Source organism: Enterovibrio coralii, assembly GCF_001559595.1.
Lineage (GTDB): Bacteria > Pseudomonadota > Gammaproteobacteria > Enterobacterales > Vibrionaceae > Enterovibrio > Enterovibrio coralii.
On record NZ_LNTY01000006.1, the window covers coordinates 216,068 to 239,429 of the forward strand.

General features: G+C 45.1%; 18 protein-coding genes and 3 pseudogenes. 17 read left to right on the forward strand and 4 right to left on the reverse strand.

All coding sequences use genetic code 11. The annotated features are described in order from the left end of the window. Nucleotides 1–49 precede the first annotated feature (49 nt). The 4 genes from ATN88_RS01750 to ATN88_RS01765 all read right to left on the reverse strand — a co-directional run bounded on the left by ATN88_RS01750 (nt 50) and on the right by ATN88_RS01765 (nt 5,013). On the reverse strand, nt 50–2,071 hold the full coding sequence (locus ATN88_RS01750) for a hypothetical protein (protein ID WP_067410505.1): 2,022 nt from the start codon (nt 2,069–2,071) through the stop codon (nt 50–52). Continuing rightward, nucleotides 2,071–2,697, reverse strand: a complete 627-nt coding sequence (locus ATN88_RS01755) for a hypothetical protein (RefSeq protein WP_067410509.1) — start codon at nt 2,695–2,697, stop codon at nt 2,071–2,073. The genes ATN88_RS01750 and ATN88_RS01755 overlap by 1 nt, the downstream gene beginning before the upstream one ends. Next, the gene (locus tag ATN88_RS01760; protein ID WP_198158305.1) at nt 2,684–4,144 is read right to left on the reverse strand and encodes a transporter substrate-binding domain-containing protein; all 1,461 of its coding nucleotides are present in this window, start codon (nt 4,142–4,144) and stop codon (nt 2,684–2,686) included. The genes ATN88_RS01755 and ATN88_RS01760 overlap by 14 nt, the downstream gene beginning before the upstream one ends. Before the next feature lie 98 nt (nt 4,145–4,242). Then, nucleotides 4,243–5,013: a class I SAM-dependent methyltransferase gene (locus ATN88_RS01765; protein ID WP_067410513.1), complete on the reverse strand. Its 771-nt coding sequence runs from the start codon at nt 5,011–5,013 to the stop codon at nt 4,243–4,245. A 308-nt stretch (nt 5,014–5,321) separates the two neighbouring features. Here ATN88_RS01765 and ATN88_RS01770 point away from each other — a divergent pair, with 308 nt between their 5' ends. The 17 genes and pseudogenes from ATN88_RS01770 (at nt 5,322) to tssM (ending at nt 23,346) form a co-directional block, all read left to right on the forward strand. Further along, complete coding sequence (locus ATN88_RS01770; RefSeq protein ID WP_067411896.1) at nt 5,322–6,098, forward strand: phospholipase A; 777 nt, start codon at nt 5,322–5,324, stop codon at nt 6,096–6,098. Nucleotides 6,099–6,237: 139 nt separating this feature from the next. Then, entirely contained in the window at nt 6,238–6,522 is a 285-nt protein-coding gene (locus ATN88_RS01775) for a type VI secretion system PAAR protein (protein WP_067410515.1), read from the forward strand. A gap of 351 nt (nt 6,523–6,873) precedes the next feature. Beyond that, entirely contained in the window at nt 6,874–7,383 is a 510-nt protein-coding gene (tssB, locus tag ATN88_RS01780; protein WP_067410518.1) for a type VI secretion system contractile sheath small subunit, read from the forward strand. 27 nt (nt 7,384–7,410) lie between these two features. Continuing rightward, a pseudogene (gene tssC, locus ATN88_RS01785) lies at nt 7,411–8,885 on the forward strand (type VI secretion system contractile sheath large subunit). Between the two features lie 2 nt (nt 8,886–8,887). Continuing rightward, nucleotides 8,888–9,325, forward strand: coding sequence for a type VI secretion system baseplate subunit TssE (gene tssE / locus ATN88_RS01790; RefSeq protein ID WP_067410521.1), 438 nt, complete (start codon nt 8,888–8,890; stop codon nt 9,323–9,325). 2 nt (nt 9,326–9,327) lie between these two features. Further along, nucleotides 9,328–11,093, forward strand: a pseudogene (tssF, locus tag ATN88_RS01795) (type VI secretion system baseplate subunit TssF). Further along, on the forward strand, nt 11,057–12,049 hold the full coding sequence (tssG, locus tag ATN88_RS01800; protein WP_067410523.1) for a type VI secretion system baseplate subunit TssG: 993 nt from the start codon (nt 11,057–11,059) through the stop codon (nt 12,047–12,049). Before tssF ends, tssG begins: the two are co-directional and overlap by 37 nt. Next, a pseudogene (gene tagH / locus ATN88_RS01805) lies at nt 11,986–13,517 on the forward strand (type VI secretion system-associated FHA domain protein TagH). Before tssG ends, tagH begins: the two are co-directional and overlap by 64 nt. Then, on the forward strand, nt 13,505–13,972 hold the full coding sequence (gene tssJ / locus ATN88_RS01810; protein ID WP_067410528.1) for a type VI secretion system lipoprotein TssJ: 468 nt from the start codon (nt 13,505–13,507) through the stop codon (nt 13,970–13,972). The pseudogene tagH and the gene tssJ overlap by 13 nt, the downstream one beginning before the upstream one ends. 2 nt (nt 13,973–13,974) lie before the next feature. After that, nucleotides 13,975–15,309 carry a type VI secretion system baseplate subunit TssK gene (gene tssK / locus ATN88_RS01815; protein ID WP_067410532.1) on the forward strand — a complete coding sequence of 445 codons (1,335 nt, stop codon included), beginning with the start codon at nt 13,975–13,977 and terminating at the stop codon, nt 15,307–15,309. A 3-nt stretch (nt 15,310–15,312) separates the two neighbouring features. Beyond that, nucleotides 15,313–16,101, forward strand: a complete 789-nt coding sequence (gene icmH / locus ATN88_RS01820) for a type IVB secretion system protein IcmH/DotU (RefSeq protein WP_067410535.1) — start codon at nt 15,313–15,315, stop codon at nt 16,099–16,101. 54 nt (nt 16,102–16,155) lie between these two features. Continuing rightward, nucleotides 16,156–17,382 (forward strand): sigma 54-interacting transcriptional regulator, encoded by a 1,227-nt coding sequence (locus ATN88_RS01825; RefSeq protein WP_232312686.1) that lies wholly within the window; start codon nt 16,156–16,158, stop codon nt 17,380–17,382. Then, nucleotides 17,265–17,693, forward strand: coding sequence for an AAA-type ATPase lid domain-containing protein (locus ATN88_RS29060; RefSeq protein ID WP_456297730.1), 429 nt, complete (start codon nt 17,265–17,267; stop codon nt 17,691–17,693). Before ATN88_RS01825 ends, ATN88_RS29060 begins: the two co-directional genes overlap by 118 nt. Before the next feature lie 48 nt (nt 17,694–17,741). Next, a complete protein-coding gene (vasI, locus tag ATN88_RS01830; RefSeq protein ID WP_232312754.1) occupies nt 17,742–18,374 on the forward strand; it encodes a type VI secretion system-associated protein VasI in 633 nt (210 codons plus the stop codon). Nucleotides 18,375–18,379: 5 nt separating this feature from the next. Next, on the forward strand, nt 18,380–19,795 hold the full coding sequence (gene tssA / locus ATN88_RS01835) for a type VI secretion system protein TssA (protein ID WP_067411901.1): 1,416 nt from the start codon (nt 18,380–18,382) through the stop codon (nt 19,793–19,795). Nucleotides 19,796–19,814: 19 nt separating this feature from the next. Continuing rightward, nucleotides 19,815–20,402 (forward strand): hypothetical protein, encoded by a 588-nt coding sequence (locus ATN88_RS26525; protein ID WP_232312688.1) that lies wholly within the window; start codon nt 19,815–19,817, stop codon nt 20,400–20,402. After that, complete coding sequence (gene tssM / locus ATN88_RS01840; protein ID WP_232312689.1) at nt 20,377–23,346, forward strand: type VI secretion system membrane subunit TssM; 2,970 nt, start codon at nt 20,377–20,379, stop codon at nt 23,344–23,346. Before ATN88_RS26525 ends, tssM begins: the two co-directional genes overlap by 26 nt. The last annotated feature ends 16 nt before the right edge of the window (nt 23,347–23,362 follow it).

Genomic DNA, 23,362 nt, shown 5'->3' on the forward strand with positions numbered 1-23,362 from the left:
ACTGAGGTGTTCCCTCAGTCGTTTTTCTATCTCGAGATTAATTTCTGCGTTAGTGCTCTATAAACACATAGGTGATCGCCAGAGAAAGAAAAAGAATAATGGGCCAGTACCATTGTTTAAGTTTTAGCCCTTGATCTTTTTCCAAAGCTGGCATTTTTATTTCCGTGGTATACGCGAGCGCGCCAATGGCAGTGAAGATAATCTGCAAGTACGCCAGAAAATAGAAATACTCAATAAATATCATTCCTTGTGCATTGAGCTCCTCTCTCAATGCCACATGTGCAATGACCAAGATGAAAAATAAAGACGCGCAATATTGTAAAACTGTGGCAGTACTAAAGCCCCAAAGTGCCTGCTGCTTTTCGTCTTTCGTCCATAACAGCAGCATGAAGTAAGTTAAGAAACTCACCACAAGCAGCGGCATGATGTGTGAAATCAAAGGCCCAGTGATACTTCTCTGAATCACGATATTGTACTTGAGGTTCGTGAGCTGGTTGTTTTCATTCAGCGGTTCATTCAAATAACTAAAGTAGCTTTGCAGAATCTTCCAGCTACCAAACTTGCGCTCGGCCATGGCTATTCCCGGCAGTGCTTCCGGCTTCATTGATTCGTAGTTAGAGAAGGCAGGGGTCAATATAACGTTCTCTAGAGAAGGTGACGGCAACATGGACAGCTCAATTACCTCTCTGTCAAAAGGGAATGAACCGTAGTCAAAAGGTTGCTTTACGGTTGCAACGAATTGCCAAAGTTGGTGGTCAAAATCGTTCCGCAGTAGAACCCATCGTGTGTCTGAAGCGTTATTTATGATAAGTGGTGGTGTGCTTTCATTCGTATGCTCTATAACGGCTTTCCCCACAATATTGACTTGATCAGCATCTTCTAGGTCTATTGAGTGAATAGTGAGCTTTATCGGCAAAGCGTTGTCAGAACGCTGTTTATTTGAACGCTGGGTTTTCTCGGCGATGGCCAGGGTAGTACTTTCCTCATCGATCAATAATGTCTCTTCTTTGCTCAGTGGTTTTGGAGCAAGCGCTTGAAACCAAAGCAGCAAAAGGTAAGAAAAAAGGCAAATGGACAGTGCTGTAAATAGCCGGCTTGCTTTGTCTTTATCGATGGTTGGAAAGCGAAAAGCCGCTAACGAGGAAATCAAACCTGCTAACACCATAAACCAAACTAAATCCCAATATTCGTATGTCGGCGATAGGGTGTTACGAAGCTCATCAGCCTCAATCACTAAGCCAAGTTGCGCATTAATGAGCTCGATATCCTTTAAAACAAGCCAATGCTCTCGACCAGTAACAGGGTGTAAAAAACTCCCCAATTTGCCAAGGTGTAGCTGAGAAGAGATCGTCGTTAAAAGTGGTTCTTCTTTGGAAAGGGATGCCAAGTTTTTACCCAAAACGTCGTGCTTTGGATATGCTAATACTTGGCCTGTATCTGATATTAAAAAAGCGAAGCCCTTGGTGCCCAAATTGAAACTGAGCATTTGCTGACTGAGACTTTCTAAAGAAAAGTTGAGATAAGCCAACCCTCGGAGTGAATAGTCTTCATCAGGGCCTTCGGCATAGTCAAAAGGCTTTACATACTCGGAATACCAAGCACTGCGATTCTCATCGAAATGAGGGAGAAGCCAAGCGTCATTGAGAATTCGAGAGCGCGGGATGCTGATCTCACCTTGATTTAATTGAGCCGAGGTATCAACACTAAATACAGTGTCAGACGTTTTCGAGTTTGCATCAAACAGAACACCTCCTTGAACAGCTCCCGGTGTAAAAGAAACGGTTCTTGCGACAGCTGCACTTAATGTTTCAACGCTTTGACTGTTTTTCCTGTTAACAATGGCGAGAGAAGAGAGTTTTTCAACGCTACCAGCCAATTTCTTTAAGTTGGTATTGACGATATCTGAAGCCTGTGCGGTTTGATTAACGAGGTATCGCCTTATCTCTGTGTCAATATTCTCTTGCCAGTGAAGTTTTGTAATTGCTGCAATACAAAACATCAGCCATATAAAAGCCGAAATCCACAGCAGGTTTTGCCCTTGAAGCTTTGACAGCTTGGAATGCGTGTTCATCAAGCATGCTCTCCCTGCAATGTGTTTTGGTCACGAATTGTTTGCGGGAAACGTTTTTCCACCATGAGAGTCACGGCGTTAAGAAGCAATCCGATGCAAAGGAAGAAAAGAGCGACGACGAAATAGGCACTCAACATTTGCGTTGCATCACCGGATGAAGCAATAAAATTGTTCGCCGTGGCGAGCACCTCTGTGACTCCAATTGCTGAGGCAGTCGTCGATGCCATCAAAATGATGAGGAAAAATTGATTTAACGCGCGAAAAGAAACCATTCTGCCTTCATGTTGTTTTTGAAATGACAGGTCACAACTGTAGCCAACGACTGGCAGAGCGAGAGCGAAAATGGCATTGAAGAGAGGAGGGAATGAATATTCGTATCCAAATATATGTCCGTTGCTTGGTATCACTATCGCGAAGTAGTAAAGCATGACAAAACTTGGAATGTTGCCAATTAATGAGCGGACTGCTTTTGCGAAGATACGCAAGATGAAGGTATTTGACTGTACGCCTTTAAAAAGCGTGATGCCAATAGGAAAACCGATCGCCATCGCACTTGCTGAAATAAACAGATTAAGTGAAAAGGCAGCGAGGAACGACGTAATAACGGGAAAATCAAACAGGCTCATGTGTTTTTTCTTCCTTTATCTGCAGTGACGGGTGGGATTTGTTTTCAGGCAAAATGGAAAGGCAGAGCTTAATGAAGTAACCGAAAATCAGGACTTCGACATAGTAGAAGACAGCGAGAGCCGTCATTAACAGGAATGGATACTCCGAGTTAGATGAGACAGAATTGAGAACCAGAACGGCATTGGGCGTGGCGATAACGCTTGCCATCCCTGCCGCCTTTGCGAGGTTAATTAAATTGCTTTTAATGCCCAGACGTTGCTCTGAAATTCGTTGCAGCAAAGTTGAGGTACTTTGGCGATTTGTTGACACCAAATTGTTGATGCCAGAAGCGGTGTAGAGAGACAAAATAATCCACGCGATTGCTGTGCCGCTGGCGTACCATGTTTGTGCATGGTCTTGGAAACTGGCCATTGCCCCAAAATAGGTAAAGTACAGCATAAGAATGGGCGGAATTGAGCTTTGAACATTGGTTAGCGCAAACACACTCTGCCCTAACCAATAGGGTGTTTTTAACGTTAATGCACTGAGTAACAAAGCAAGCAGGGAGGCCGTAACCAAGACTATCGCTGTAAAAAGTGCGGTGTGAATGAGAGATTTGGCAATCAGTTTTGTATCAAATTCGTCCAGGAGTTTTGCTTGCGCCTTATCTGATTTAGACAGGCTCAATACCGAGTCGAAACAAAATGTATTCGCTAAATTCGCCTTGTCTTTAATCGTACAGATTGGCTTCGATTCCGCGTCGATTTGATTCCAATTGCTGTGCTGCTGCGAAAGGAAGTCCAGTTCTGGAAGTGACCATTTTTGGGCGAGGTTTTTTACGTACCCATCTCTGATTCGGCTCGCCAAAAAACGTGATAGCCAATCAGACAGCCTTTTAGAATCAGCATCATTTCTAGTCACGAAAGACCAATGGATTGGCATGATTGTCTCAAGTGCGATTTCATAATCGCGCCAAGCAGATTGGTTACTTATTGTAAACAGAATACCGCTGTCGTATGCCCAGGCCTGACATTTGTTGGTGAGTAACGCAATTTTAAGGTCTCGATTGTTACTTAGAATAATCGGATCAATTCGGTAATTTCGAATGAGAGCCTTATTGAAATAGGCTCCAGAGGTAAGGCAAACGGGTTTTCCAATCAGATCTTCCCATCCTTCGATCTGATAGGATTTCCGTGAAATCGCAGTTACACCGCTTCGAAAATAATGGGGAACAACCATGTTCACTTTGTTACGCCTCTCAATCGTATCTCCAACGGTGGCAATCAATAGGTCGACTTGACCGTCGTTCAGTTTTTGAAAGCGGTTTGCCGTTGAGACGGCTTTGAACTGCACATCTACATTCATACTTTTACCAATGGCTTCAGCGAGATCTATTTCAAAACCACTGTTCTTCCCATCGGTATCGATAAATCCCCATGGTGGATAGTCGACTTTTACACCGACCACCAAGGTTCCTTTCTCTCTAATCAAACTCAATAAATCCTGAGCAACGGTATTGAACGACACCAAAGAAAGAAGGCTGAAAAGCAGCACGACGAATTGCTTCACTTTGCTCTCCCTGCGATCGCGATGAGCCCATAGCCAAATGATGCTGGGAGAATTTGGCAAAGGATCTCATCGAGTAAAGAAAGACTAGGGGAGTGGATAACCCAGCTTTCTGGGAGCATGCTTTCAGCGACGACGCGTTCCACTTCGAACCCGGCCATTTCAAGGTGTTTTTTTAGTTCTTGTTTTGAAAACAAGTGATAGTAAAGGGGGATTTTTTTTCCTAGGTAGTTGCGTTCGTATTCAATATCAGACTTGTTTGAGGTATTGCTCAACTGGTGGCAAAAGAATCGGCGATTGCGATTTGGAACTGAAATTAGAATACGGCCGTTTTCGGCCATATTTCTATTCAGCCATTTCAATAAAGAGATGCGTTGTTGTTCTACTTTGATATGACCCAGCACACCAAACAACAGCATCGTGAGAGCAGGAGCTCCCTCCTTCACAATGTGCTGTTGTAAAGCGTCATGCTTATTGAAGAGCTTAAGTCTCTTTGGGTGGATAACTTGCAACGCAGATGCTTTCGCCAGCGCGACTTTGCTGATATCAAAACCCATGAAAGTGGACGACGTTTTGTTTAGAAGTGGTGCCAAATATCGACCGTTACCACAGCCGAAATCCAGTACATTTGTGACGTTGTGTTTGTTGATAAGTTGAGAGATCAGCTTCAACACACGCTTATTGGCACGTGGATATCGCGTGTCATAGAGGCCAAATTCAAAATAGTCATCATAAGATTGCGCTATTGACTTTGTTTGAGGGTCTTTCACAAGTCATATCCTTCATGTTTTTTATCAATGAGTTGAGTCAAAATAAGTGCCCTGAACGTGAGTAAGCCCGCTTAAAAATACATTGGAATTTACCGGCTAATTTGTGGCATGGGACAACGTGATAAAGACGAAAAGGGCGAGTGTTATGTGAAAGGAGAAAGAGCGATCTGAGTCGTATAAAACAGACTTTTGGAGAGTGATAGGTAACTGAGACAATGCCTGATTTGTCCGCGCCTATACTCGTTACTGGCATAGAAATACACACCGAAGCAATGCTTCATATTGATGCATTTAGGAAGAGAGTTGAGATGTTAAAATGGCCTTCAGTATACTCAAGCGCATTGTTCGCACTGAGTTTAAGTATTCCACTGTCAGTCGGTGCTGAGGAAAGTAAGTTCTCCGCTCACAAAGACAATTACTTTTTGCCTTTTTACAAAGAAACCAAAGTGAATCAGGCGCGATTTGAGCCCCTTAATCCGAATGGGCATGCGGCTAAGGACACCTTCATACAGTTCCAACTTAGTATTAAGTACAAGCTGCTCTCCTTCGATAAAGATGGTCTGTATGTCGCCTACACCCAAAGGTCTAATTGGGAGGCCTACGACAGTTCTGCTTACTTTCGTGATGACCAATACAACCCAGAAATCTTCTATCGTATTAACGTGGAGCATTGGTTGTTCTCTCTTGGTTTCGAGCATCAGTCAAATGGAGCTGGTGGTGATGAGGAGGTAAGTTGGGACCGTATCTATATAGACATTCAACGTGATTTTGAAAATGGTTATGTCCGCTTTAAACCTTGGACGCGTGTTGGTGGAGTGGACTACAACCCAAACATTTCTGACTTCCTTGGTTACGGCGAGCTAGAAGTGGGTTGGAACCCAATGGGCACAAATGAAGTGAAACTTCAAATAGCCAACCTTTTTACCAAGGATTGGGAGAAAGGCTTTTATAGGTTGTCTTATAACTTCCCTTTGTATCAAGGTTTACGTGGATACATGAAAGCCGAAACTGGATATGGGTTAACTATCTCCAATTATAATTGGGATGAAACGGCTTATGGTGCAGGGTTTTCCTTTAGCTTCTAGTGGGAAACATGGATGAGCAATATATTGCCAGCTGGGTAATTTATTGTTTGCTTACAATGATGATGTTTATATTGAAATGAATTTTAACTTGTCATTTAATTAATGATTGCTGGGAGTTAAATATAAAGGAGTATTTAGAATGGGAAATACAGTTGTGTTGGGTGATATTGGTACGGCACATGACGGCTTTCACCCTTCACCAGTCATATCTGCGTCGCCTAACGTTAACGTCGACGGAAAGCCCGTTGCGCGTCAAGGTGATGCACTAGCACCCCATGACAAACCCAAGAATCCGCCGCATGGACGTTCTATCTCTGGCGGTTCTTCAAGCGTATTCGCAAACGGAAAACCCGTTGCAAGAAGCGGGGATGCAGTTGGATGTGGTGGTGTGGTTGTTGGTGGTGGCACAGTAAATGTTGGTTAAACAGACTATGTAAATGTCGGAAATTATTATTTTTAAAGTTTAATTTGTTTATAATCATTATTGTTTTTAAATAGAGTTAATTATAGTTTTGTTTAACTGTAGTTAACTCTATTTTTATTAACCTTTTACACTCTCTTACTTTCGACAAGATTCAAATAATTCTGATTGGTTATTAATGTTTCTGCATTTTTGATTTTGCTATTCGTCGTGAAGCTACTTTTTTGATAATTGTTAATAGCCTTCTGCTTGCTAACGTTTTGTCGCCGAAATTTACTAAGAATTTTTCAGGCAAAACAAAAAATAATGTTAGTTGGTTAGGTTTTCTAATTGTCGTTTTAACGAGGGCTTGTAATGGCAAAGGAAGGAAGTGTCGCGCCTAAAGAGCGTATCAATATTAAATATGTACCCGCGACAGGAGACTCTCAAGCAGAGGTAGAGCTTCCTTTGCGAATGGTCGTTTTGGGTGATTTCAAAGGTCACTCTGAAGAAACGCCAATTGAAGAACGAGAAGCAATTTCAGTAGACAAAAACAATTTCACTGCAGTGATGAGAGAGAGCGAACTCTCGATTTCAACAGCGGTTCCAAATGCACTTGCTGAGGAAGAAGGGCAAGAGTTACCTATCAAATTGAACATTTCGTCGTTGACGGATTTTACCCCAGATGAAATTGCCAAACAGGTACCTGAACTGAATCAGCTGGTGGAGCTACGTGATGCACTAGTGGCATTAAAGGGCCCTCTTGGCAATATTCCGGCCTTCAGGGGCAAGCTACAGGAACTGCTTTCTTCTGAAGAATCACGAGAGAAGCTATTAGCAGAACTAGAGCTAGCGACGCCTTCAGTTCCTACTGAAAACGAATGACACCACGTTATAGAAAGGATCTCTTAAATGTCATTGCAAGAAAAACAACGTGAAGTTGCCATAGAAACGTCTGGTAGTTTGCTAGACGACATCATGCAAAAAACCCGTATGGTGCCATCAGAGGAAGGGTACGGTATTGCTAAGCGTGGTGTCGCCGCGTTTATTGAAAATCTGTTAACCAACAATCAGGCTCATGCGCCAGTTAATAAGGCTCTTGTCGATCAGATGGTTGTTGAACTCGATAAGAAAATCAGCGCGCAAATGGACAAAATTCTGCATTGTCCTGAAGTACAAGAAATGGAATCTTCATGGCGTGGGCTAAAAGTACTGGTTGATAGAACGGATTTTCGAGAAAACATCAAAATCGACATTCTGCATGCAACCAAGCAAGAGCTATTGGATGACTTTGAGTTTGCACCCGAAAACAACCAGTCTGGTCTCTACAAACATATCTATGCATCAGGTTATGGCCAGTTTGGTGGCGAGCCAGTCGGCGCAATCATCGGTAACTATGCTTTTACACCTTCAACCCCGGACATGAAACTCCTTCAATACGTGGGTTCTGTTGGTGCTATGGCACATGCACCTTTCATCTCATCCGTTGGCCCACAGTTTTTTGGCATTGATTCTTTTGAAGAACTGCCAGCAATTAAAGAATTATCTGCAACGTTTGAAAGCCCGAAATATGCGAAATGGCGTTCAATTCGCGAATCTGAAGATGCGAGATATATTGGTTTGACCGCACCGAGGTTCCTGCTTCGTGTGCCGTACGATCCGATTGAAAACCCCGTGACGTCGTTTAACTACCAAGAGAACGTGAGTGAAAGCCATGAGAACTACTTGTGGGGTAACACTGCGTTTGCGCTTGCTTCACGGCTAACAGATAGCTTCGCAAAATATAGATGGTGTCCAAATATCATTGGTCCACAAAGCGGCGGGGCAGTGGATGATTTACCTGTTCATCTGTTTGAATCTTTGGGGGCACTTCAAGCCAAGATCCCAACAGAAGTGCTCATTACTGACAGAAAAGAGTTCGAACTGGCCGAGGAAGGATTCATTTCTCTAACGATGAGAAAGGGCAGTGACAACGCTGCATTTTTCTCCGCGAACTCTATTCAAAAAGCCAAGCATTTCCCGAATACCAAAGAGGGTAAAGAAGCGGAAACCAACTACAAGTTGGGGACACAACTGCCTTACATGATGGTGATCAACCGACTAGCCCACTACATCAAAGTGCTTCAGCGCGAGCAAATTGCTCCTGGAAAGAACGCCAAGATCTTGAAAGAGAGCTAAATACTTGGATTAGGCAATTTGTTGCGGACCAAGAAAACCCGCCAGCGGAAGTCAGAAGCAAGAAGCCTCTGCGAGCTGCCAAAATCGAAGTTAACGATGTTGAGGGTGAGCCGGGTTGGTATTCCGTGACACTGGCAGTGCGTCCTCACTTCAAGTACATGGGGGCGAGCTTTGAGCTGTCATTGGTTGGTCGATTGGATCAATCCTGATCATGGCTATTCCTGATGCAGACGATATTGCATTTGGCGTAAGCCTGTTTCAGCGGTTGGATAGCAAGGTTAAGCCGAGTTCATTTACTCAAGGGCCGTCGGCTCACGATGTGTTGGATTCGATAAAAGTCAGCATATCCAACCTGCTGAATGCGAGAGTAGGGGAAGCACTTAGCGCGCCAGAGCTAGGGCTGATCGATTTTAACGATGCCTCCTTAAGCTCGCATGACCTTGCTATCCAAATTCGCCGGGCAATCATTCGCTGCATTCGCCAATACGAACCGCGCATACAGGACATGGATATCTCGGTGTTACCTGATGAATATTCCCCGCTTAATCTGCGTTTTCAAATTGCAGCGTCGGTGAATGTTGGGGCTATGCACCGAAATGTTCGTATTGATTTGCTTTTAGATAGCAACCGCAAATATAGAGTGACTTGAGTTTGGGCCAGAATCGCTACTTCAGGGAAGAACTTACCTTTTTGAAAGAACAAGGTGTCGAGTTCTCTAAAGTCTACCCGCAGCTTTCTCGTTTTTTGAATAGCAGAAGCACGGATCCTGACGTCGAACGTTTGCTCGAAGGCTTTGCGTTTTTAACCGGGAGATTGAGAGAAAAGATTGATGATGAGTTTCCTGAATTAACGCACTCGATGATCAATTTGCTGTGGCCAAACTACTTAAGGCAAGTGCCAAGCATCTCTATATTGCAGTTTGACCCAACAGCAAAAGCGATCACCGAAAAGCAAACCATTAAGAAATCAACGGAAATAGACTCTAGACCAGTATTTGGTACCGCGTGCAGTTTTGCGACCTGCCGTGACGTGGATGTTTATCCGCTAGATAAAACCACAACAACGGTGGTTCACTCTCGCGATGGATCTCAGATTGATGTTGGATTGCGTGTTCAAAGCGGTCTTCAAATTAGCCAAATTGGCCTCGATGACCTTCGATTATTCTTGGGTGGAGATACTTACAGCTCCGACACATTATATCTGTGGCTAAACAATTATTTGTCCAAAATTGAACTCGTCACTGAGGATGGGAGTGTCAGCTTACCGTTATCTTGCCTCTCTGTTGTCGGTTTTGAGCCGGAAGACGCCATACTGCCTTACCCTAAAAACGTCTACGAAGGCTATCGCGTGCTCCAAGAGTATCTTGCCTTTCCCAATGTGTTTAAGTTCATTGACATTAAAAATCTCGATGACTATTTGGCGGAAAACATAGAGGGCGATTTCTCCCTTCGATTCTCATTTTCTAAATCGCTTCCTAGTGACGTTAGAGTGTCGCACGAACACTTTTTACTCTATTGCACACCGGTCATAAACCTGTTCAAGCACGATGGGGAGCCCATTGATCTCAATGGAAAAAAACCGAGTACAAACTTAGTCCTTCAAACCGAGCGCCAAGCCACTATGAAGTGTTTAGCGTAGATGGCGTTAGAGGTTGGATTGATGCCTCTCAAGGCAAGTTCCGCGGTCATTTTCGTGAGTACCAATCATTTGAAAGCTTTAACCACGAGATAGAGCGCTCCAAAAGCCGGGTTGTACTCTACTACCGAGTGCGCGTGCGAGAGGGATTGAGCATAAACGGTTTAGAGCATTTCATCTCATTCATTCGAGGCGATGAAACATCTTATATCGATGACAGCGAAGCGATCTCTCTTTCATTGACCTGCTCTAATCGTCAGTTGCCATTAGAGCTCGGCTTAGGAGATATCTGTGTTGCCACCGACTCATCGCCATCTTTTGCCACGTTTAAAAATATTACTGAGCCGACAGCACCGGTACGTCCAGCCTTGGATGGCTCTCTCCTGTGGACGTTGATTTCGAGTCTATCTCTAAATTACTTGTCGATTCTATCGAAGGAAGCGTTGGTGTCCGTCCTACAGGCTTATGACTTCCGCGCCTTGGTAGATAGGCAAGCAGAAAGGATCTCGAAACTCCGTAACAAGAGCATTTTGACGGTGAACACTTTCCCTGCGGAACGGTTAATTAAAGGCTTACCAGCGCGGGGAATAAAAACCGAGATCACCCTAGACCAAGATTTTTTTGGCTCGGAAGGTGAGCTCTATCTATTTGGCACTGTCCTGAGCCACTTTTTCACACTCTATGCCAGCATCAACTCCTATCACGAGTTGATAGTGATAAACGCGAAAAATAAGGAACGTTACTCATGGGGTATCCAGAAAGGGGAACAGCCTCTTATCTAGAAAGAACCGCCATTAGTGACGTCCGACAATACAGTTTTTTTCAGCTCCTTGAGCTGCTTTGTGAAATGTATGAATCGGAGCCGGAATCTCTGTCTTGGCCTTCTGAAACGTTTTTGTTCAGTTCCAGTTCGAGCTTGGGTTTTGCTGCCAGTGATGTGTCTGAAATGAAGATGCTTTCAGAGCAGACCTTGAATGTGGAAACGACATTTTTTGGCATGAATGGTGCGCAATCACCGTTGCCTGGCTTCTTTCTCGAAGACATTGTTACCGAGGATTTTGAGACAGGTTTAAGAAAGATCTTTCTCGACTTCTTTAACCATCGCTTGCTCGCGCTGCTTTTCCAATCTTGGCGAAAGTATCGGTACTACGTGAGATACCGAGAAGGTGCGTCTGACAAGTTTTCAACCCAGCTGTTTTCAATGGTGGGTTTGGTGGAAACGGAAGCGAGAGGAGAGACGCCGCTGAGCTGGAGCAAAATGCTTTCTTACTCGGGCTTGTTGGCGGGGCGGACTCGTTCTCCACAAATTGTTGCGGGCATTATTCAGCATTACTTCGACTTGGAATGTGTCGAGATACAGCAGTGGGCGTTTAGACAGGTTGATATTCCCGAAGAGCAGAAGTGGTGTTTGGGTAAACGAAATGGGGCACTGGGTGTGGATACGTCCATTGGCGATCAAGTGGCTGATAGAAGTGGGAAGTTCGTCATCTGCATCAAGACACTTTCTTTCGACAGATTTAGCGAGTTTCTACCCTCTGGAGAAGGGTTTAAATCTCTGATCGCCTTGATGGAATTCATATTGCGCGAGCAATTGGCATTTGATGTTGAGCTGGAGCTCACTGAAAGCGAAGTGCCTCCGCTGCAATTACGTGCAGAGAAACCCGCGAAGCTGGGATGGTCATCATTTATGGGAGACCCAAATTGCTCCCGCAAAGTATTAATTCAGGCAAGGTTATAGGCATTAATGTGGCACATGAGACTGCTTTAAAAGAGGCAAACCAGACAGCGTTTCGTCTGGTGCTGGTGGTTACCAATACACGTTCGCTATCTCCGGGCTTATCCGCATCGCATGCGTTTGATTGCGATGGAGGAACAATAGGCTCATCAGCGTCGGCGGATTGGGTGTTGAGTGACAACAGCAATGCAATCGCTCCTTATCACGCTGAATTGGTGTATCGCGATCATCAAATGTGCCTCATTGATTTAAGCAATGCTTGCTACATCAATGGCTCGACAATGCCAGTTGGGGCTGGAAATCTCGCCGCACTTAATGACCGCGACACCATAGAAATCGGGAATTATCACCTGAGGGTGAAGTTCGAGGAAGAGCACGCCCACAACGAGGACGTCGAGAGCCGACTAGAAAGTGAATTTTCAGCGTCAAGTAGCTTCCTGGATACCGAGCACTTTGAGTATGTCGAGACCGGTAACCTTGAACGCGGTGCTTCGATTGACGATCCATTGGCAGCGCTCGAAGCCCTTGCGTTCGATTCCAACCCCAGATCCGACGCAATCATTAATGCTGAATATCTCGATGCATCGGCAGAAGGCCTCGATAACGCACTAAACGACTCGTATTCAGGGAAGGACGCAGAAACATTCTATGACGATGGTGGTAGTGAGCTGTCTTCCGCAATCACATATAAACCGCGAATTAACAAGGAAAGTGTTGATATGGATTTAAACAGCATCGAAAAGCTGGAGCGAGATGTAGAAAATGATCTTCGCGATCGACAAGTAGAAAGTCCCTCCTCTTACTACGAAGAAAGTGCCCTTTATCATCGAGGTAACACGACCACGTCTTCGACAAACCCTACGAATCACCTCATCAGTGGCCCTCTTTTAAAAGGCCTAGAAACATCAATAGGTGACGGTGAAGACATGCAGAAAATGCAAGCCATTTCAGAAGAGATTGGTGCATCAATGAAGTCTGCAATCGAGGGGCTTTTGCAGCTTCACCATCAAATCGCCGAAAGCCGATTTGGTGTGATGAACAAAAACTTCCAACCTATTGAAGACAATCCACTAAGACTTGGCCTCTCCTATGAAGACACGATGGGCGTGCTTTTCGACGGGGAGAAAAGCGTTGTCCATCTTTCGGCACCTTCAGCTATTGCGGAAAGCCTGTCGAACATACGACACCACAATGATGCGGTACAAACCGCAACAGCAGAAGCACTTGCTCAAGTGTTAATGGCGTTTTCTCCCGCAGTTCTTATGAGGCGCTTTAAAGCTACAGCCGAGTGGAAAACACTGTCTCTGGCACATCGAGCTCTTGGGCATGGGATATGTACAACAACTACTACAACGAGCTGACGTCATCTCGCCAACGAGGGTTTGAAAAGCTGTTTTGGGAGATCTTTGACCAAGCGTATGACAGAAGTCTGAGGGAGAAGCTAAGGGAGGCACAGGAATGTACCGAGTAGTCTTGCTTGCGCTTCTTTTGCAAATTTCGGGCTGCAGCTCTGTCGATGATCCTGCAAATGAGCCAACGACGGTGACGTACAGTTTGGTCGCGAGCAAAGCGGCCAACCCGAATATTAACGGAGACGGCACACCAATTGAGCTTCAGGTCTTTGAGTTGGAGGACGACTCGATGTTTCTGTCTTCGGATTATCAGCATTTATCCGACAACGCTAAGAGCGCACTGAAGAACAATTATGTTGACCATAAAGACTATGTGTTGATCCCCGGCCAATTCAAATTCATCAATACGTTTGAGCTGGAGGATGACACCAATTACATCGCGATCATGGGTAGGTTTGCGGATCCGGACCTGAGTGAATGGAAAAAAGTGGTGAAGGTGCTTCCTACAGGTCATCAATATCATCTTCTTTTCTACATCGACCAAAACGAAATTCGATTGGATAAAGTGGAATAATTATGACGGTTAGGAATCGCGTAGTCTGGAACGAAGGGTTATTCATTAAACCGCAGCATTTCCAGCAGTTACAAAGAAATATCGAATATCAGCTAGAAGAACGTGTTTCTGGTGTCAACCGGAACCTCTATGGGGTGGTTGAGCTTTCGTTTAACGCTGAACACCTAAGCTTTGGGAAAGTATCGTTAGAACGCGCGTCTGGCGTAATGCCGGATGGCACGATTTTCAATATTCCGAGAGAAGATGTTTTACCGCCTTCGTTAGAGATTGAAAGCAATGATGTTGCAGACCAAATCATCTTCTTAGCGATCCCTTTGCGCGGCGATGTGAACCTTGAGATCAATTGGTCAGAAAACACAACGATTACACGATTTAAGTCAAGCAGACAGCATGTTAAAGACACGCATACGGAGAACGGTGATTCAGTTGTAATTGATATCAGCCTGTTAAATGCCCGCTTGATGTTGGAGAAAGAAGACCGCAGCGGCTATTCCTGTATTGCCATTGGCAAGATCTTGCAGAAACGTCCTGATGGCAGCATTTTGTTAGACGAAGGATTTATTCCTTGTCATATGACAATTTCCGCAGTGCCTAAACTTCACCGTTTTGTCAGTGAAATGGCAGGTTTGATGCGTCAGCGTGCAGAGAACATTGCACATCGATTGGGTTCGCCAACGCAAGGCGGCGTAGCGGAAGTCACGGACTTTATGTTGCTACAGACCTTGAATCGCTTCTATCCGAAGATCCTGCACTTATCAAAGCTTCCTACTCTGCATCCAGAGTCTATGTTTGCTGAGTTAAGTGCGGTATGTGGAGAGCTCTCTACTTTCACTGATGAAAGCCGCATGGCGCCAGAGTTCAAGGATTACAAACATGACTTGCCAACGGACTCTCTCAACGATTTAAAAGCCAAACTTCGCCAGTCATTGAGTATCGTCCTAGAGCCTAAAGCTGTCTCCATCCAGCTACATCAGCGTAAGTATGGTCTGATGGTGGCACCGATCAACGATCCTTCGCTGCTAGATGACGCAGAATTCATTGTTGCAGTGAAGGCGAACCTTCAACAAGAAGAGCTGCGTAAGCTCTTTAGTCAGCAGACCAAAGTGTCGTCAGTCGACAAAATTCGTGAGCTGATTTCTTTGCAACTCCCTGGCGTGCCTTTGATATCGCTACCTATTGCTCCTCGACAATTACCTTATCACGCGGGTTTTATTTATTTTCAACTGAATAAGTCCAGTCGTGCGTGGAATGATTTAATGCAGGGTAGTGGTTTCGCTTTTCATGTAGCAGGTCAGATACCTAATGTAGAGCTGCAGTTTTGGGCAATAAGGAGCTAGAAAATGCAGGAGCTATATAAAAAACGCTCGAAGCAACGACACCATCTTGATGATCTTCTCTATGATGAGGTTTCCAATATTGATTCTGACCAAGACTATTGGTTTAAATTAAGAGCGAGTGAGTCAAACTTATTAATATGTGCTGCGACACCCTTACTTGGCTTGAGCTTACGTATTCGAAAATTGATGCATTGTGAAAATGTAGAAAACATTTACAGCCAAGCTGTTGAAGAAATTAAAAATATTGAAGTGGAACTGGCGGAAAACCATTTTGACCACGCCATTATCCTAGCTTATCGCTATGTGCTTTGTTCAGTCATAGACGAAGCAGTAATGAGCACTGCATGGGGGGCTGACAGTTGTTGGGCCGAGAACTCACTCCTTACGCACTTTCACAATGAAACATGGGGTGGAGAAAAAGTCTTCAGTATTCTGGACAAACTCAAAAATGAACCGGAAAGATACCATCAACTATTAGCGTTCATTTTCCTTTGTCTATCGCTGGGTTTCGAAGGTCGATATAAAGTGATTGAAAAAGGAAGCTTGGAGCACAAGAAAATATTGTCAGAACTGTTTGGGATTCTGTCTGATATAGAGAGAGAGCATCCTATGCATTTTGATGCTGCACTCGAGAATGTTGTTTGTAAAAAACATGAAATGAAATGGCGACTAACGCCAAAGACAATCATGCTGTCGTTTTTTACTTTTATCTTTTTCACTTATGTTTCATATCAATACTTAATTAATAAAAGTGTAGACAACACGCTGAAGCAATTAAGCACGCTACTTTGAACTTTGCGTTCGTGACTATTTGAAATGAATTTTGGGGGAGTTATGGACAATTGGATGTCTGCAGCTGCAAAACTTACTGTATCTAGAAACGTTCGTGATCTGTCAAAAGCACTGTGTGAATTTATTCAAGATCTCGAAGGTATCTCAAATGGCTGGGTTATCTCGCCTTGTTCACAAGGTCGAGAACTCAATGTTGAAGGTGATGGCGCAACGTTTCATTGGAAAGTCGATGATTTCAGTCATCCCTTCTCACATGTTTTGCAGTCCGGTTCGCCGATGCTGCTTGATGCGGAGAAACTGAATTACTGGCTTGAGAATGATGTTTTCAAAACGCTTATAAGTGGCGGATGTCCCCGAGACAGTATCCTGATATCACCATTTAGAACACTTGACGGTACAGTGAAATCTATCGCTGCGTTGACGGGGAAGTATGCAAACCTTAGTGCACTTCTTGCCAATGAACAATGGAACTATGTCGGGCAGATATACAGTAATCAGCACGCGATGTTAACTCAGCTAGGGTTGGAAAATAGTCAAAAGCATGCGCTTGTTTCGTCCATTGCTTCACTCAAAGAAAATGTAGAGAAACAAGAAAGGGAGTTTGAGCTAAAAAAGGTGTTGATTGGTTCGAGCCAGAAGATGTCGGACATGCGAGAAAAGGTATCGAAATCCGCTCGTTCCATGCTCAATGTCTTAATTTCAGGAGAGACAGGGACTGGAAAAGAGCTGGTCGCGAGAGCGGTACACGAACTCTCTGATCGAAAGGGAAAACCCTTTATCGCTATCAATTGCGCCGCTATCCCAGAGAACTTGTTGGAAAGTGAGCTGTTTGGCCATGTCAAAGGCGCATTTTCGGGTGCCGACAGAGCAAAAACAGGACTGATTGCTGAGTCTGATGGTGGAACACTTTTCCTCGACGAGATCGGCGACATGCCGCTTAACCTACAAGCCAAACTGCTGCGCGTTTTAGAGTCGAGGGCCTTTCGCCCTGTGGGCGGTTCGAAGGAAATCAGTGTCAATTTCCGGTTGGTATCCGCCACACACGTTCAGCTTGAAGAAAAAACTGACCGCGGCGAGTTTAGAAGCGATTTGTATTATCGCTTAAATCAGTTCCCAATCGCTGTTCCTGCTCTTAGAGAGAGAAAAGAAGACATTCCTCAACTGTGTACGAAGTTCTTCAAGGGTTATCGGCAAGCGCACGGTGCAATATCGAACGTATTAGCTTTACCGCGCTTGACTTGCTCTCACGTCACTCGTTTCCAGGTAACGTTAGAGAGCTAAAAAACCTTATCGAATACGCGTGCGCAATCTCGGGTAACAGCACAGAAATCGGTCCCTGTAGCATCAGTGAGCGTGTTTTAGAACAGCGCATGCCATATCAAGCCAGTAATGATGAGTCCTTACCTGACAGTTACTTAGGCGTGGATATGTCCAACATAGATAACTTAAAAGCCGCAGTACAAAGCTTTGAAATCAATGTCATACGCTCTAGGTTAACCAGCTTTGGTGGAGACAGGTCGAAAGCTGCAGAGAGTCTAGGGCTTCCCAAGCGCACACTCGCCCACAAATGCCTGAAGATGGAGATTGATTGACGCATGTTTTCGCATGGCATTTTTTCAGTGGCGGCAGTGGTTTTGTCGATGAGCCTTTTTACGCCTGTTTTTTCTTATGCCGTTGAGCCAACGGATAAACGGATAGAACAAGCAAGGGTATGCACGACGGTGGCGAATCGATTAGCGCGGCTTTCATGCTTTGACGGCGTTTTTGACACCCCAGTTGGTGAACAAATGACATCTCAATTCACGCCAGAAAAAGCACCTTCATGGCACTTGGCAAAACAGAGCGAGGCCAAAAGAGGGGAAAGAGAAGAGGGCTTACTGCTTAATCAGGCAGATGCAAAAGGGGAAGCGTCGGAGGTATGGCTTACCTCGAGCGCAATTTCAACGGATTCGACTTTCGCTCCAATCTTAGTGCTCAGTTGTGTTGACGATATCAGCCGTGTCGAGCTCGCTGTGACCAATTCCATCAACGTTGGGAGGGTCACTATTACGACCTATGCACAAGGGTCAGACACACGCGCTTGGACAAGCGATGAGTCGGGGTATGTGCTAAGTGCCGGAAGGGGGTTACCCGCCATTGAACTGATGAAAAGCATGCTCAATGCATCGACCGTCTTTGTTCGCTCCAACCATAAGGAAGTGACTGAAGCTCGCTTCGACATAAGCAACATTCGTTCAGTCATTAAGCCGCTACGAAAAAGTTGTGGGTGGTAATGCGCATGGATAGGAGTAACTATCGAGCCAGACTTCTTGCGCCCATTGATGGAATACATCGTGTTGGAGAAATGGTTGATGACGATGCTCGCCTTGATTTCATAGAGGCGCAGATGATGAAGATTGGTTCGTTAGCGCATGGCGACGTTAAATGGGGCGAAGCGGAGAGCAATGCGATTGTGCTGCTCGAGCAAAAGACCAAAGACGTTAAAGTGTTGGCGCATTTGCTGCGTTGTCTACAGCACAAGCTGACTGCGGATAAGTTCTTGCTTTCAATCCAACTGCTTACGGACTTTATCGGTGAGTTCTGGGAGGAGTGCTACCCCGTCCCAGGTACTAAGGGTGAAACCATTCGTAAACGGTTTTTTACTCAAATTATTCAGCGCAAAGAAGCGAGCTTACAAAGCGCGGATTTTTCCCGCATCACAGATACCCAAAATAGTGAAATAGAAACAGCATTGAATGCTCTGAAGGCTTTAGTTGATGACAAGAACCTTCCGAGTGACTCCTTAATAACGGTCGCGTCACAATTCAAAAAATTGAGCAGTCAGATAAAAACAAAAGAGGAGCTTGATCCCCAAGCAGACAAAAGCGTTCAAACCGAAAACATCACATCCGAACAAACGTCAGTGAATGACGCATTGGTTAATTTTGACTGTAGCACTGAAAGAGCGGCGAAACATACCTTGCTTAAAGCCGCTGACTTCATGACGGAGTTGGAAGGAGGACGGTCGCTTTCATTACGACTTAGACGTTTTGCGATCTGGTTTTCAATTACCTCACCGCCAGAATCTGACCATTTGATGGAAACGCCGCTGATGCCGGTGTCTGCGGAACGAATCTCTGAATATGAGGATTGCTTGTTGTCAGGGGCAGATCTCGCACTATGGCGCAAAGTCGAGCAGAGCCTAACTGTTTCACCGTATTGGATTGATGGGCATTACCTCAGCTACCGAATTGCAGCAAAGCTCGGCAAGTTCGATGAAGCCAAAGCGATAGCATTTGAAGTGAAGAGCTTTGTAGAGCGTCTGCCTGACTTATTGGAACTGAAGTTCAAAGGTGGAATGCCATTTATCAATGAGTCGACGCGTCAGTGGCTCAGTGAAGGTGACAATAACCCTTTAGCTGTACAAGAAGAAAGAAGCTGGGATAACAAACGCAAAGAGGCTTTTTCCTTGGCTGAGGGCGGTGGTCTCTCTGATGCTTTGTTGATGTTAAATACAGGACTCGCCAACGCAGAAGAACCAAGAGAGCGATTCTATTGGCGACTGATCTCTGCAGAGCTCATGGATCATCACGAGCTATCCGCCATGGCAGAACAAGAATATGGAACATTGTTAAAGCAAATCTCTTCAGCAACGCTCGCTGATTGGGAACCTTCACTTATTAAACACTTAGAAAACATCGCCGACTCAAGATAGCGATCAGGGAACGACCACTATGTTCAGTAAGCTCAAATCCGTATTTTCAGCCTTAATGCCTTCTATTCGCGCTTCGCTCCCGATTTTGATGTTTCTGTTATTGGTCATCTTAATCGTGGCTATATGGGCAGTGGGGTCTTGGCTAACAGTTTATGATTACAGGCCTCTCGACACGCTTGGGGAAAAGGCGTTAACCACGGCAATGTTGCTGCTTATTTGGGCGGCAGTATGGGGCGTTAGACAATGGCGAAAACTCACCATCTATCAACAAAAAGCGAGGCGAGAATTTGAGCTTCAGGAAGACCCGATAAAGCGGTTTGAAGAACAACAAGGTACTGAACTCAATCGTGTCATCGACTCACTAAAAGAAGCACTTGGCAGAAAAAACTATTTGTATGCGTTGCCTTGGTACTTGTTTTTAGGTGAAGAAAACTCAGGTAAAACCAGCCTTATTCATCGCTCTGGGCAAGAGTTTTCTTTTTCTTCCCACCTGCGCGGTGCATCAAAAGCTAAAGGTAGTCTCCCTTTCAATATTGATTGGTGGGCGGGTCGTGAATCAGTGGTGATTGACTTCGGAGAGCGTGATAACGCAAGGTGCGTTGGATGATGAAGGGGCGGGCGAGTTACCTGAACGGCTATGGAAACACTTCCTGAATTGGTTAACGGCGACTCGCCACCAAAAGCCGTTAAATGGCATTGTTATAACCATTGATATTGCCAAACTTGCTAATTCGACAGTGAGCGAGAGAAAAGCGCAAGCCGCTGTCATTCGATCACGGTTGAATGAACTCATGCGTGAATTATCGCATTGCCCTCCCGTCTATGTTTCGCTAACCAAGTTAGATCTTATCGCGGGTTTCACCTCCTATTTTTCTGCTCTCAACAAGGAAGACAAAGAAAAGCCACTTGGTTTTACCTTTAGCTATGAAAACAATGATTGGAAAACTGAGTTTGAGCAGCAGTACGCATTGCTGACTGAGTATCTGGGGCGTTTACTGCCAAATGCCCTTGTTCGTGTTGACGATAGTGAAGAGAGAATTGCCGTATATAGCTTCCAGCGTCAGATCGCGGGGCTCCAAGATGTGATCGCTCAACATCTAAAAGATACCTTTGCCGAAGACCACTATTCATCACCACCAAATTTGCGTGGCGTTTACTTTTCATCGGTATTCCAGCAAGGCGTGCCAACGAACGCATTCATTAACTCCGCTGCTCGTCGCTATCAATTGTCAGACATAGCGAATGCCGCTCAAACCGCGAAACATTCAACCACCTATTTCGTGCGACGCTTGTTCACCGACATTGTCTACCGTGAATCTGGTTTAGCCGCAGACAGTCAGCGTGCGCAAAAGCACTATCAACGTTCGCTAGTATTTTCGGGGTTGGCATTTGGTGTGGTTGGGATTCTTCTGGTGGGGGCTTGGCACAAATATTACCAAGAAAACCAAGCGCACACGCAAGTGGCGTTAGAGAAAGTAAGAGAGTTTGAGAAAGTCACCAAAGGGGCAAAACATATCACCTCTGAAAAAGACTTGGTTGCTCAATTGAACCTCGTGAAAGAGGCGGGGCACTTAATGAGTGATGTGAATGACAACGTCCTTTCTTTGTCCGGCTTTGGCCTTCAGCGAGGCGACAAAGTTAGCGTCGAGCTTAACAATGCGTATGACTCGCTCATTGAGAGCCAATATCTCCCTTATCTCATGAGGATTGTTGCCTTCGATATGGCTCAAGCGACCAACGATGAGGAAAAGCTTTCTGCTCTTCGTGTGTATCGTATGCTAACGGATGCGTCTGGACGAAACAGCCATGTAGTCGACGATTATTTTGCCAAGTATTGGCAAGGACAATATGAAGGTGACAAGGAGATGCAAGTGGGATTGGCTCGTCACCTTGCCTACGTTCTTGACACATCGGATTTCTCCCGTGAGCGTGGAGAAGGTTACGAACTGGCCGAAGCAGCAATGCAGCCCTATGACACCTTGGTGAAGACAACGCAGCATCACTTGTTAGGTATTCCATTAGAGCAACGTGTGTATATGGGCCTCAAGAAAGAAGCGACCGCTGTTCTTGGCTCGCCTGTGCGTATTTCATCAGAAATCGGCCCAGTATTTGACATGGTTTTTGTTAAGAAAGATCAAAACAATCAAACCATGGAAGTACCAAGGTTCTTATCTAAGCAAGGGTTTGATACTTACTTCCTGCCAAATCTGCAAAAGGTGACGGATCTGGCTTTGGTTGATACTTGGGTGCTTGGTTTGGCTTCAAGCACTGATTTCTCAGAGAAAGATAGAGTCGCCCTTCAAGATAAGATTAAAGATCAGTACATCGCAGACTACTCTCTCACTTGGCGTAGCGCGGTTAACAATCTTGATGTTCGCTATTTCGAGGACATTTTTGATGGCGTGTTGGTATTAGAAAGCGTGGTGGGGAATCATCAGCCACTCCACCGTTTGTTAGAAGAAGTCACTGAAAACACCAACTTGTTTCCCGACCTTCCTGAGGATGACAAGGCCAGAGCGGAACTCATCAAGTCTGTTGAATATGGTGTAGCGGCGAAACTTGATGGCCAATTCGCCAGGCTGAATGAACTGGCGAACGTTCAGGAAGGCTCCCCGATTTACTTTGAAGAGTCGATGGAAGCGGTGTCCCATCTGCTTGCCTACATGCGAATGCTGGCTGAATCCCAAAACGTCGGAAAAGCCGCATTGGATGCAACCAAGTCTCGGCTAATGCTAAATGACGCGGATCCTATCTATGTCCTTCAACAAGTTTCAGATGGCTTACCTGCCCCGTACAATGCAATGTTTTACACCTTGGCGCAGGAGAGTTGGCTGGTGGTTCAAAACGAAGCGTTAAGATACCTAGAGGAAAAGTGGAAGTTTGAGGTCTATGAGGAGTTCAGGTCTAAACTGGCTTCGCGCTATCCGTTCAACCACAGAGCAAGAAAGGATGTTGCGTTAGAAGATTTTGAAGCCTTCTTCGCGCCCGATGGTACGTTATCCACCTTTTATCGTGAAGATCTTGCTCCACTTTTAGAGAACGCCAGCAGTCTTGATATATACAGTGACGAAGCCTTCGTTAGCAGACAGTTTTTGAAGCAATTTGAAATTGCCAAGTCGATTCAGCAGGCCTTTTTCAATCGAAAAGGGGTCTTAGATGTGGCGTTTTCCATTGAGCCATTGGAATTGAGTCCGAACCAAAGGCGCTCAGTGATTAACGTGGATGGACAATACGTGGAATACAGTCACGGGCCGCGGAAAAATATCGAGCTAATTTGGCCTAACACCTTACGAAGAGAAGCGGTAAGCCGAGTAACTTTGGTGCCAATTCCTGCTGACCAATCACCGCGCAGTGTGTCGGTAAAAGGGCCTTGGTCTTTCTTTCGATTGCTTGACAGAGCTGAAGTTGTTGGCTCCAGCGCGACAAGCGTGGACTACCAATTTGATATCGACGATGGAAAAGTGAAGTACAGACTGCACTCAGAAGAGGACAGCAACCCGTTCACCATGAGCACATTTAAAAACTTCAAATTGGCTAAAAACATGTATTAATTTGCCTGATGACAGA

Excerpts from the sequence above, each read along its gene's own strand:
- ATN88_RS01750 (WP_067410505.1), bottom strand. The coding sequence starts at position 2,071 with ATGAACACGCATTCCAAGCTGTCAAAGCTTCAAGGGCAAAACCTGCTG.
- ATN88_RS01755 (WP_067410509.1), bottom strand. The coding sequence starts at position 2,697 with ATGAGCCTGTTTGATTTTCCCGTTATTACGTCGTTCCTCGCTGCCTTT.
- ATN88_RS01770 (WP_067411896.1), top strand. The coding sequence starts at position 5,322 with ATGTTAAAATGGCCTTCAGTATACTCAAGCGCATTGTTCGCACTGAGT.
- ATN88_RS01775 (WP_067410515.1), top strand. The coding sequence starts at position 6,238 with ATGGGAAATACAGTTGTGTTGGGTGATATTGGTACGGCACATGACGGC.
- tssB (WP_067410518.1), top strand. The coding sequence starts at position 6,874 with ATGGCAAAGGAAGGAAGTGTCGCGCCTAAAGAGCGTATCAATATTAAA.
- tssE (WP_067410521.1), top strand. The coding sequence starts at position 8,888 with ATGGCTATTCCTGATGCAGACGATATTGCATTTGGCGTAAGCCTGTTT.
- tssG (WP_067410523.1), top strand. The coding sequence starts at position 11,057 with ATGGGGTATCCAGAAAGGGGAACAGCCTCTTATCTAGAAAGAACCGCC.
- tssJ (WP_067410528.1), top strand. The coding sequence starts at position 13,505 with ATGTACCGAGTAGTCTTGCTTGCGCTTCTTTTGCAAATTTCGGGCTGC.
- tssK (WP_067410532.1), top strand. The coding sequence starts at position 13,975 with ATGACGGTTAGGAATCGCGTAGTCTGGAACGAAGGGTTATTCATTAAA.
- icmH (WP_067410535.1), top strand. The coding sequence starts at position 15,313 with ATGCAGGAGCTATATAAAAAACGCTCGAAGCAACGACACCATCTTGAT.
- ATN88_RS01825 (WP_232312686.1), top strand. The coding sequence starts at position 16,156 with ATGTCTGCAGCTGCAAAACTTACTGTATCTAGAAACGTTCGTGATCTG.
- vasI (WP_232312754.1), top strand. The coding sequence starts at position 17,742 with ATGAGCCTTTTTACGCCTGTTTTTTCTTATGCCGTTGAGCCAACGGAT.
- tssA (WP_067411901.1), top strand. The coding sequence starts at position 18,380 with ATGGATAGGAGTAACTATCGAGCCAGACTTCTTGCGCCCATTGATGGA.
- ATN88_RS26525 (WP_232312688.1), top strand. The coding sequence starts at position 19,815 with ATGTTCAGTAAGCTCAAATCCGTATTTTCAGCCTTAATGCCTTCTATT.